The following is an 11,050-nucleotide window of genomic DNA, read 5'->3' on the forward strand; positions in this document are numbered from 1 at the left end:
TTTTCCTTTAACTCCGCTATGGGGGCGTCGGGGGGGGGGCCGGCCGGCCTTCCCGCCCCGATCCCCACCGGGGGGGCCGGGTCGCCAGCTGGCGACCGGCCCGCGCGAAGGTGCGATCAGAGGGTGCTGTTGTTGGTGCCCGAGCCGGACGGCTTGCTGCGGGGGGTGGTGGTGGCCGACGTCGACCCGGAGGTCGAGCCGGTGCCCGACGAGCCGGAGCCCGCCTTCGCCCCCACCGTGGCCGGCGTCCCGGCGAACGCGTCGTCGGCGGCGGTCAGCTCCTGCTTGTTGCCGTTGCTGCTCAGCTTCTCGCCCAGCTTCGACTGGCCGAGCTTGTCCTTGCCCTCGCTGTAGAGGCGGGTCGCCTGGGCCTGTGCGACGCCGGCCGCCTCCTGGACGGTCGGGTGGTCGAGCACCTTGCGGCCCCGGATCACCAGCTCCTCGTACTTCTCCCGACCGGCACGGGCGCCCAGGACGAATCCCGCAGCCAGCCCGCCAAGAAACATGATCTTTCCGCGCATGGCGGCTCCTTCCGTACCTGACGCGCCGTCGTCCGGCGGCTTACCCCGCCGGAGGTGACCAAATCGCGCCTGTCTCCTCTGTCCGCAGCTAACTACCCATCCTGCTCTCCGCTCATGCCTCCTTGTGCCGTGATGACGATTTGTCTGGTTTATTGTCGTGTCCGCGGGGCACGGGTCGCAGGGGTAACCCCCTGGACCAACACCCCCCGGAGTCCTGTACTCTTGTCCCCGTCGCACGGCACGGAGAGATCCGCGCCGGACGACGCAGCGGTCCCCCGTAGCTCAATTGGCAGAGCAGCCGGCTGTTAACCGGCAGGTTTTTGGTTCGAGTCCAAACGGGGGAGCTTCCACACCTGACGCCCGTCGGCCCCGCCGACGGGCGTTCGTCGTTCATGCTTCGTCGACCGCCGACGGCTCGATGTTCCGCCCCCACCGGCCGCCCGGTTTCCGCCACCGCGGGCGCTCCCGCCCGGCAGGATGGTCGGTGTCGACTTGGACTCCCTCTGCGTCGATCGGTGCGTCGATTCTTGGGGTGGGTGCGGATGCCCGGAAGAGGAGGCCACGGCAGGATCACACTCGTCGCCGTGGCGGTCGTGCTCGCGTGGCTGGCCGTCGGGGCCGTCGCCGGGCCGTTCTCCGGCCGGCTCGGCGAGGTCGCCACGAACGACAACGCCTCGTTCCTGCCCGCCGACGCGGAGGCGACCCGGGCGCAGGAACTGGCCGGACGGTTCGTCGCGCGGCAGACCACCCCCGCCCTGGTGGTCTACGAACGCGCCGGCGGCATCACCGACGCCGACACGCAGCGGGCGGCTGCCGACGCCACCCGGTTCGCCCAGGTGCCCGGGGTGGTCGGCCCGCTGCCGCCGCCGATCCCCAGCGAGGACGGGCAGGCCCTCCAGGTGGTGGTGCCGATCGACGACGCCGACGGCGAACGGATCGGCACGGTCGTCGAGGAACTGCGCGCCATCGCCGGCGGGGACCGCGACGGGCTGACCGTGGACGTGGCCGGGCCCGCCGGCCTGCTCGCCGACCTCATCGAGGTCTTCTCCGCCATCGACAGCACCCTGCTGGTCGTCACCCTCTGCGTGGTGCTGGTCATCCTGCTCGTCGTCTACCGCAGCCCGATCCTGTGGATCTTCCCGCTGCTCGCCGCCGGGATGTCCTTCGCGCTGGCCGCGGTCTTCGTCTACCTGCTCGCCGACGCCGACGTGATCAAGCTCAACGGGCAGGCGCAGGGCATCCTCACCGTGCTCGTCTTCGGCGCCGGCACCGACTACGCGCTGCTGCTCGTCGCCCGCTACCGCGAGGAACTGCACCGGCACGAGCGCCCCTGGGACGCGATGCGGACCGCCTGGAAGGGCGCCGCCCCGGCGATCGTCGCCTCCGCCGGCACGGTGATCGTGAGCCTGCTCTGCCTGCTGCTGTCCAGCCTGAACTCCAACCGGGCGCTCGGCCCGGTCGCCGCCATCGGCATCGCCGCCACCCTGCTGGTCATGCTCACCTTCCTGCCCGCCCTGCTGGTGCTCGGCGGGCGGTGGGCGTTCTGGCCGCGCCGGCCCCGGCCCGACCAGGCCGACCCGCGCACCGAGCACGGCATCTGGAGCCGGATCGCCGGCTTCGTGGCGCGGCGGGCCCGGCCCGTGTGGGTGCTCACCACCCTCGCGCTGGCCGTGCTCGCGCTGGGGCTGACCCAGCTCGGCGCGACCACGCTCGGGCAGTCCGACCTGTTCACCGAACGCACCGACTCGGTCGCCGGCCAGGAGGTGATCGCCCGGCACTACCCGGCCGGCACCGGCAGCCCCGCCACCATCTTCACCAACCAGCAGGCCGCCGAGCGGGTCGCCGACACGGCCCGCGGCGTGCCCGGGGTGGCCGCCGTCCGGCCCGTCACCGCCGACCGGACCGGCCCGCCCGACCCGAACGCGCCGCCCACCGTCGTCGACGGCCGGGTGCAACTGGAGGCGACGCTCGCCGACCCGCCGGACAGCGACGGCGCCGAGCGGGCCGTCCGGGAACTGCGGGCGGCGGTGCACGCGGTGCCCGGCGCGGACTCCGTGGTCGGCGGCTTCACCGCGATCAACGTGGACACGTCGGACGCCTCGACACGGGACCGGAACGTGATCATCCCGGTCGTGCTGGCGGTGATCGCGATCATCCTGGCGCTGCTGCTGCGGGCGCTCCTCGCGCCGATCCTGCTGATCGCGACCGTACTGCTCAGCTTCGCCGCCACCCTCGGCCTCTGCGCGCTGATCTTCCGCCACGTCCTCGACTTCCCCGGCGTGGACACCTCGTTCCCGCTCTTCGCCTTCGTCTTCCTGGTCGCCCTCGGCATCGACTACAACATCTTCCTGATGAGCCGGGTCCGCGAGGAGTCCGTCAGGCGGGGCACCCGCGCCGGCGTCCTCACCGGCCTCGCCGTCACCGGCGGCGTGATCACCTCCGCCGGAGTGGTGCTCGCCGCGACGTTCTCCGCGCTCGCCGTGCTGCCACTGGTGGTGCTGGTCGAGCTGGGCGTGGCGGTCGCGGTCGGGGTGCTGCTCGACACCGTCGTCGTCCCCTCGCTGCTGGTGCCCGCGCTGGCGTACGACATCGGTCCGAAACTCTGGTGGCCGGGCCGGTTGTCCCGGACGAACGGTGAGCGGGAGGCGCGCCATGCTCGCTGAGACCGACGTCGTCGTGGTCGGCGGCGGCCTGGCCGGCCTGGCCGCGGCCCGGCGGCTGCACCGCGCCGGCGTGCCGTGGCGGCTGCTGGAGGCCGGCGGCCGGCTCGGCGGCCGGGTGACCACCGACGCGGTCGACGGTTACCTGCTCGACCGGGGCTTCCAGGTGCTCAACACCGCCTATCCGCGGCTCGGCACCCTGCTCGACGTCGACCGGCTGCGCCTCGGCCACTTCACCTCCGGCGTGCTGGTGCGCAAGGGCGACCGGCTCACCCGCCTGGTCAACCCGCTGCGCGAGCCCACCGGCGCGCCCGGCACCGCCCTGGCCGGCGTCGGGTCGCTGCGCGACCGGCTGCGCCTCGCCGCGCTCGCCACCGGCTGCGCGACCCTGCCGAAGGGCCGGCTGCTCGCCGCGCCCGAGACCACCACCGAGACCGCGCTGCGCCGCGCCGGCCTCTCCGACACGATCATCGAGGAGTTGCTGCGGCCGTTCCTCTCCGGCGTCTTCGTCGAACGGGAGCTGGAAACCTCCAGCCACGTGCTGTCGATGGTGCTGCGATCCTTCGCCCGGGGCCGGATCGGCCTGCCCGCCGAGGGCATGGCCGCGCTGCCCCGCGCCGTCGCCGACCCGCTGCCCGCCGAACTGATCGACCTGGACACCCCGGTCTCGGCGGTGGTGCCCGGCCGGGTCCGCACCCAGGCCGGCGACATCCGCTGCCGCGCCGTCGTGGTCGCCGTCGACCCGCCGGCGGCGGCCACGCTGCTGCCGACCCTGCCGGCGGTACGCACCCACAGCTACACGACGTACTACCACAGCGCGCTGGAGGCGCCGCTGGACGAGCCGATCCTGCTCGTCGACGGCGACCGGCGGGAGGTCGTCGCGAACACGGTGGTGGTCAGCCGGGCCGCGCCGACGTACGCGCCGGCCGGGCGGCACCTGATCGCCACCTCCGTGGTCGGCCCGTCGGCCCCGCCCGAGCCGACCGTGCGGGCCGAGCTGACCCGGCTCTACGGGCGGTCCACGGCGGACTGGACCCACCTGACCACCGTGTCGGTCCCGGACGCGCTGCCCGCCGCACCGCCGCCGCAGGGGCGGCTGCGCAAGCCGGTGGCGCTGGGGGAGGGCCTGTTCGTGGCCGGCGACCACCGGGACAGCCCCTCCATCCAGGGCGCGCTGGCCAGCGGCTGGCGCGCCGCCGGGGCCGTCCTGGCGGAGCTGCGCGCGGGCTCCTGACGCTTGAATCGACGGGTACGGGGCGCGGCGGGTCGGCTGCTCGCTGTTATCCTCGCGTTGCCCATCGTGCCGCCACCGCGGGGCGGTGAAGCCAGGGTTTCGTGCTGGCCGGTGATCGACCGGGCGGGATAGGATCCGGCGCGGTGCCGGGGCGGTAGCTCAGCCGGTTAGAGCAGTCGACTCATAATCGATCGGTCACGGGTTCGAGTCCCGTCCGCCCCACCAGCGCGAACGCTAGTCCTGCGTAGACGAGGACGCGATCCGGTCCTGCGCCTGTTGGATCAGCCGCCGCCAGAGGTCATCCGGTACGGCCGCCCTGCGCGAACAAATCCCTCGGATCGCGCTACGCGGTTCGCGCGCTCCTGCGGCAGGGCCTCCGGCCAGAGGTATGACCCGCTCTCCCTGACCTGGCCGCGCTCGACCCGCATGCCACAGCCGTGCCATTGCCGTGAGCGACCGACCGCTGGGCCCCGCGTAACGCCTCCGGCGAGGACATCGCCCTATACCAATGGAGCGGCGATCTTGCCGCCCGCCCCGGCGCCGGCCTCCGATCCCAGGCTGCCGGCCCGCGGGGCATCACGGGGTATCAACCGAAGGGAGACCGCTCATGCGGTTCCGCACAGTGGCCCGCTCGGCCCTGGCGTCGGCACTGGTCGCGGCGGCCGGGCTCGTCGCCGCCGTCGCACCTGCCCAGGCCGCGGACACCAGCACGGCTCTGCAGGGGGTGAAGTTCGTCAAGGACATCGCCGCCGGGAACGGCCGGCTCTTCATCTCCGCCAGCGACCGGATCGTCGTCGCCGACGACAGCGGCACCCCGGTCGGCGCCATCACCGGGCTCGTCGAGCCGCACGGCCTGGCCGTCACGCCGGACGGCAGCCGCCTCTACGCGGCGCTCAACGGCTCGAACGAGATCGCCGAGATCGACACCACGGCACTCGCCGTCACCCGGCGGTTCGACCTGGCCGCGTTCCCCTACCCGGCGTACCTGTCGCTGGCCGGCGACCGTCTCTGGGTCGGGCACGGTCCGACCAACAGCTGGAGCGGCGGTGTCGTGGGTCTCGATCTGTCCGCGACGACGCCCGAGCCGGTCCGCGTCGCCAGCGGGCTGTACGGCCCACCGATGGTCGCCGCCGCCGGGTCCACCGTAGTGGCCGGCGAGAACGGGATCAGCCCGGCCGACCTGTACGTGTACGACGTCAGCACCACCCCGGCCACCCTCCGCGGGGTGATCGACGGCCACACCTACAGCCTCGGCCGCCTGCGGGACATCACCATCACGGCGGACGGCTCGAAGGCGATCACCGCGTTCGACTCGCCGTACCGGTACGACATCTGGGACACCGCCAGCGTCACCCGCGCCGGCGCGTACGGCGAGGAACCGACCTTCGTCGGCTTCCCGCACGCGGTCGCCCTCAGCCCGGACGGCGCCCACGTCGTCGGCGCACGCGCCTCCCGGGACCGCATCGAGCTCGCCGGCCCCCGGATCGCGGTGTACGACGCGGCGACGACCACGAAGCGACACACCGCCGACAACCCGGCCGGCCAGGTGGTGGAGGGCGCGCTCACCTTCTCCGGCACCGACGCGTTCACCGTGCTGCTGGAGATGTCCACCGGGCGCTACACGCTGTGGCGGCTGCGGGGTGCCACCCTGGCGCCGTCCTCGGTGAGCGCGACCGCCCCGGCCACCGGGACCGCACTCGTACCGCTCACCGTGACCGGCCGGCTCACCCTCTCCGACGGGTCGGCGCCCGGCGCGCAGCCGCTTGTGGTGACACGCCGGCACCCGGACGGAACCAGTGTGACGCTCGCCCCGCTGACTACCGCCACGGACGGCACCTTCAGCATCACCGACACGCCGCCGATCGGCGGGACCCTCCACTACGAGGTGCTCTGGGACGGCAACTCGGCCTTCCGCTGGAGTCAGGCGACGGCCACCGTCGAGGTGGCCCGGCAGCCGTCCACGCTGAGCCTCACCGGGCCGAGCACGGCCAACACCGGCCGGTAGCTCCGGTTCAGCGGCGTGCTGGAGACCCCCGGGCGGCCACTCCCCCCGGGCACCACGCTGAGGGTGTGGCGCATCCTCAACGGCGAGGACATCACCACGGTCTACCTCCCCGCGGTGACCCCGGCCCAGGACGGAAGCTTCCGTTTCACCGACACGCTCGACGCGGCCGGCGAGTACACGTACACCGTGCAGTGGGACGGCGACCAGACGTTCCTGTACGCGCGGACCAGCCACGTCGTCGTGGTCCGGTAACCCCCACCGTGGCTTCGATGGGGCCGGTCTCCGTCCGGGGGGCCGGCCCCGTCCCTTGTTCAGACCGGGCTTCCCGGCGGGTGAGCCGGTGTGGCACCCGAACCGCCGAACGGCGGTGGTGCGAAGCAAGAGTGACGTCGATCCGGCTGTCCGCTTCGGGACTGAGCCGTCTGCGCGGCCGGCGCCCTCGGTCAACCTGATCCTTGACGCCGGGTGTCCGCCCGTCGTGGAGATCGGAGGAGCGATGAGGACCCACCCCCGATGGCGGTCGACCGGCGCGATGCTGGTCGCGGCCCTGGCCGCCGCGCTGGTCGCCGCCCTGCTGCCCGCCTCGCCCGCGTTCGCGCTGCCGTCCGGCAGCGGTTGGTCGGCCTCGTGGAGCTACTACCACCCCAGCGCCTACCAGTACGCCGGCACCCTGCCGGGCGTGCGGCTGACCGGGTACGCCACCGACAACTCGGGCACCAGCACGACGGTCGGCACCATCGAGGACACCGCCGCCGACTCCCGCTGCGCCCGGGTGATGCTCTACGCCAACGGCGTCGGCTACATCGCCGACCGGACGACCTGCGGCAACGGCAGCTATCTCACCTATTCCACCGGCAGTTACAGCCAGGGGCTCCTGGTGATCGTCTACCGGATGATCCCGGGTACGACCACCCACGACAAGGGGTTCGCCATGTTCGTCCCCGGCTCGTCGGCCGACCCGGAGCTGCGGACCGTGGGCACCGGGGCGAGCTGGTCGTACTACACCTCGACGGCGTTCCAGTACACGGTGACCCGTCCCGGCGTGCGGCTGACCGGCTATGGCGCCCACCAGTACGCGGACCAGCGCTCCTCGCTGAACACGGTGGAGAAGACCGCCGGCACGGTCGGCTGCGCCACGGCCAAGGTCACCGGCGGCGTGACCACCAGCGGCGGCACCTGCGTCAATGGTGGCAGCACGTCCTTCCACCGGTCCGACCTGACCAACAACCTGGAGGCGTCCGCCTGCTACCAGCCGATTCCCGGCACCCAGCGCTGCGTGGCGATCACCATCCCCGAGCCCTGGTGACCCGGCCGGCCCGACGCCCCCGGCCGGCCGGGGGCGTCGGGCCCGTCACCGGCGGGTCTTGGGCAGGTCGAACTGGTCGGCGGCCTTGCAGTCGCGCGTGCCACCGACGGCGCCCGGCCCGACCCGGTCGAGCGCCTGGCGCGCCCGGACCCGGCCAAGGTTCCAGGCGTACCAGGGGTCCGGCTCGTCGAGGTCGTCCGCGATCCAGCTCAGGGTGCAGCGGCGCACCGGGTCCGGCAGGCCGGACAGGGCGGGTGTCGCGTCGGCCGAGAGCGCCCGCAGGTACCAGGCGTCGATCTTCCCCGTCTGCTCGTAGCGGGCGATGTTGCGGCGCGCCGCGTAGTCCTCGGGGTTGAGCACGGCCAGGCTCAGCAGCATCGCCACGGCGAGCGCCACGGTCAGCCGGGGGATCCAGGCTCCCCGCCACCGGATCCCGGCCGCCAGGATCATCAGGAAGACGGTGCCGAGCAGCAGCTCGAACGCCATCACGAAGAGACGTTCTCCGGTGAAGCTGTAGACCTTCTGGTACGTGTACATCCGGGACAGCGCCGACACCACGATGACGAAGCCGAACGCGCTGAGCAGGCCGAGCAGGATCCGGAGCAGGTGGCGCTCGACCGGGCGCTCCCGCCGTGCCCACCGGGCCACCCCGGCGAGCACCGCCAGCGTCAGCATCGTGACGACGACGAGCTGCCAGAACCCGCTGCGTGCGTACTCGGCGTAGCTGAGGCCGGCGGTGCGCAGCACGTGCCGTTCCCCGCCGAACAGGACGGTGAACTGCACCGCGACGAAACCGCCGAACAGCAGCGTCAGCGCGGTGATGACCGGTGCCCACTCCACGAGGCCGAGGCGGGGCGTGCCGGGCCGGTCCACCGTCGACAGGTCGGGAGGCGCGGCCAGCGTGTAGACGGCGGCGACCGCGCTCAGTGCGCCGATGCCGGCGAGGAAGAGCCATTCGAACCTCGCGCCGGCGTCGACCTCGGGGATGAGCCCGTCGAGCACCACGGAGAAGGCGCCGTCGGCCGACGAGAGGAGCGCGCCGAAGACGACCAGCGCGGCCACCGTGGCCGCGGCGGAGCCGACGACGCGACGGGCGAGGCCCGGGCTCGCCGGGGCCTGGAGGTGGCCGCCCACCCACGGCAGCCCCCGCAGCGCCGCGAACGGCGCCGCCACCAGGCTGAACAGGATGGAGCGTACGAGCCGGCCGCCCACGATCGCGAGGGTCGCGCAGCCGAGCGCGCCGAGGACGCAGAACGTCACCAGCCACCAGGCGTTGCGGAAGGCCAGGACCGAGAGCAGCGCCAGTGCGGCGCCCGCCCAGCCGGCGCGGACCCAGCGCTCGGCGCGGGGCAGGTCGGCGCCGGTGCGGCGGACCGCGACGACCACCGCGACGGTCAGGATGAGCCAGCCCAGGAACCAGCCGATGCCGGTGCGGGTGAGCGGCACGAAGCACGCCAGCCCCAGCGCCCCGGCGAGGACGGCGGCCGGCACGGACCGGTCCCGCGCCGCCTTCGGGCCCGGCCACCGCGTTTGGAGGAACGACGGCCGGACCGGCGGCGGCTGGTGGCCCCAGTACGGCGGCCACGCGGCCGGCGTAGCGGTCCCGTACGGCGCCTTCTGCGGGGCGGTGGCCGGTGGCGGGGCGGCGACGGGCGTCGGTGTGGCGGCGGGTGTCGGCGCGGCGGCCGGTTGGGGCGGCGTGCTCGCCGCGGGTGGCGGGGTGGCGACGGCGGGCGGCGCGCCGGCAGGCGAGGGGGACGGGTTTCCGGCGGAGGACGTCGTCGCCGCACGCGCGGCCTCCGGCGCCGGCTCGACGGCCGGCGGCGAGCCCTTCGCGTCGGCGGCGGCCGTCGGGGCCGGCCGGGTGTCCGGGTCCGCCTGCCTCGGCACGACGCCCGGCCGGACCTCCCCGCCCGCCTGCTGCGGCACGGCGGCCGGGCGGACCTCCGGGTCCGCCGACGTCGGGGCGGTGGCGGTCGGGTCGGTGCCCGTGCCCGTCGGCGTCGACGGAGCGGCGGCCGGGTCGGTGTCCGTGCCCGCCGGCGTCGGGGCGGCGGCCGGCACCAGCGGGATGAACACGGCGTACCCGCGCGTGCCCGCCGGGATGCTGACCGGGATCGCCCAGGCGGGTGTGCCCTCCGCCCCGGGCCACACCATGGTGGGCGGCGCACCGTCGACGGGCGGCATGACGAGCAGGTACGGCGTCGCGTGCCCGGGGTTCTCACCGTCGGTGCCCGCGGGCCCCCCGGCGGTCTCCGGGGACCCCGGCACCGGTGGCGGCTGGGTCACGGAACCCTCCTCGATCGAATGGTCCGCACACTGTACGACCGATCCCGATCCCCCCGCCGCCCGGTGAACGCTCCGCGATCCGCCCCGCACACGAGGTGATGCCGGGGGTCGCCGGGGTCGGCCGTCCAGGGTGGTCAGGCCGGAATCGCGGATCGCGTCGACGGCCGTTCCGGGAATGCGCACCCAACCGGGCGTGCGGGCAGCCGCCACGAAAGGCGCGGACCCGCGTTAACCTCCCGGCGCGGCCACCGCGTTCACCTGGCGGGAGGTACGCATGTCCGACAGCCCGCACCCGCCGCCACCGGAGGGCTTCGCCGAGTTCGTGGCGGCCCGGTCCGGCGCCCTGCTGCGCTCGGCGTGGCTGCTGACCGGAGACGCCGGCCGGGCGGAGGACCTGCTCCAGACCGTGCTCGCGGTCGCCTGGCGGCGCTGGCCCGGCATCGTCCACGGCGGGCATCCCGAGGCGTACCTGCGACGGGCGCTCTTCACCACGTACGCCTCCTGGTGGCGGCGGCGGTGGCGGGGCGAGGTGCCGGCCGCCACGACGCCGGAGACGTGGGGGACCGGCGACGTGGCCGGCGAGTCGGCCGACCGGGACGCGGTGCGCCGCGCGCTGGCCCGGCTCAGCCGCCAGCAGCGGGCGATCGTGGTGCTGCGGTACGTCGAGGACCTGTCCGTGGAGCGGACCGCGCAGGTGCTGGGCTGCTCGGTCAACACGGTCAAGGTGCAGTCCTCGCGCGCCCTGCGCAGCCTGCGCGCCGACCCGGATCTGCGGTTGTTCACCGATCGGGAGGTCGTGCCATGAGTTCTGACGACTCCGACGTCCGGCGGCTGCTCGCCGACGCCGTACCGCCGCTGACGGCCCCGCCGGACCGGTTGGCGGCGGTCGGCTCCCGGGTCCGCCGGCGCCGGCGGCGGCTGGCGGCCGGCTCGGTGGCGGCCCTGGTCCTGGCGGTGGGGCTGACGGTCGCAGCGCCGCAGCTCCTCGCCGGCGCCCGGGGCGGTCCCCGGCCGGCGCCGGTCGCCACCGGCGGG

9 protein-coding genes and 2 tRNA genes are annotated in these 11,050 nt (G+C 74.3%); 9 read left to right on the forward strand and 2 right to left on the reverse strand.

From position 1 onward, the window contains the following. Positions 1-116: 116 nt before the first annotated feature. Positions 117-521 (reverse strand): hypothetical protein, encoded by a 405-nt coding sequence (locus AB0L34_RS28360; protein WP_357450779.1) that lies wholly within the window; start codon positions 519-521, stop codon positions 117-119. A 271-nt stretch (positions 522-792) separates the two neighbouring features. Between AB0L34_RS28360 and AB0L34_RS28365 the strand changes: the two genes are divergently transcribed. The 7 genes from AB0L34_RS28365 (at position 793) to AB0L34_RS28395 (ending at position 7,726) form a co-directional block, all read left to right on the forward strand. Continuing rightward, a tRNA-Asn gene (locus tag AB0L34_RS28365) sits at positions 793-865 on the forward strand. 198 nt (positions 866-1,063) lie between these two features. After that, on the forward strand, positions 1,064-3,184 hold the full coding sequence (locus AB0L34_RS28370) for an MMPL family transporter (protein WP_363708087.1): 2,121 nt from the start codon (positions 1,064-1,066) through the stop codon (positions 3,182-3,184). After that, entirely contained in the window at positions 3,174-4,415 is a 1,242-nt protein-coding gene (locus AB0L34_RS28375; RefSeq protein WP_363708089.1) for an NAD(P)/FAD-dependent oxidoreductase, read from the forward strand. Before AB0L34_RS28370 ends, AB0L34_RS28375 begins: the two co-directional genes overlap by 11 nt. Positions 4,416-4,563: 148 nt before the next feature. Continuing rightward, positions 4,564-4,640, forward strand: a tRNA-Ile gene (locus AB0L34_RS28380). Between the two features lie 382 nt (positions 4,641-5,022). Beyond that, complete coding sequence (locus AB0L34_RS28385) at positions 5,023-6,420, forward strand: hypothetical protein (RefSeq protein ID WP_363708091.1); 1,398 nt, start codon at positions 5,023-5,025, stop codon at positions 6,418-6,420. A 15-nt stretch (positions 6,421-6,435) separates the two neighbouring features. Further along, entirely contained in the window at positions 6,436-6,672 is a 237-nt protein-coding gene (locus AB0L34_RS28390; RefSeq protein ID WP_363708092.1) for a hypothetical protein, read from the forward strand. Positions 6,673-6,916: 244 nt separating this feature from the next. Further along, complete coding sequence (locus AB0L34_RS28395; RefSeq protein ID WP_363708094.1) at positions 6,917-7,726, forward strand: hypothetical protein; 810 nt, start codon at positions 6,917-6,919, stop codon at positions 7,724-7,726. Between the two features lie 45 nt (positions 7,727-7,771). Here the strand turns inward: AB0L34_RS28395 and AB0L34_RS28400 are convergent, their stop codons facing one another. Further along, positions 7,772-10,015: a DUF4153 domain-containing protein gene (locus tag AB0L34_RS28400; protein WP_363708096.1), complete on the reverse strand. Its 2,244-nt coding sequence runs from the start codon at positions 10,013-10,015 to the stop codon at positions 7,772-7,774. Positions 10,016-10,289: 274 nt separating this feature from the next. Here AB0L34_RS28400 and AB0L34_RS28405 point away from each other — a divergent pair, with 274 nt between their 5' ends. Beyond that, positions 10,290-10,820 (forward strand): SigE family RNA polymerase sigma factor, encoded by a 531-nt coding sequence (locus AB0L34_RS28405; RefSeq protein ID WP_363708098.1) that lies wholly within the window; start codon positions 10,290-10,292, stop codon positions 10,818-10,820. Further along, positions 10,817-11,050 (forward strand): hypothetical protein (locus AB0L34_RS28410; RefSeq protein WP_363708100.1); only part of this gene is annotated, 234 nt, incomplete at its 3' end. The genes AB0L34_RS28405 and AB0L34_RS28410, both read left to right, overlap by 4 nt.

This window comes from Micromonospora sp. NPDC052213 (genome assembly GCF_040679695.1).
Lineage (GTDB): Bacteria > Actinomycetota > Actinomycetes > Mycobacteriales > Micromonosporaceae > Micromonospora.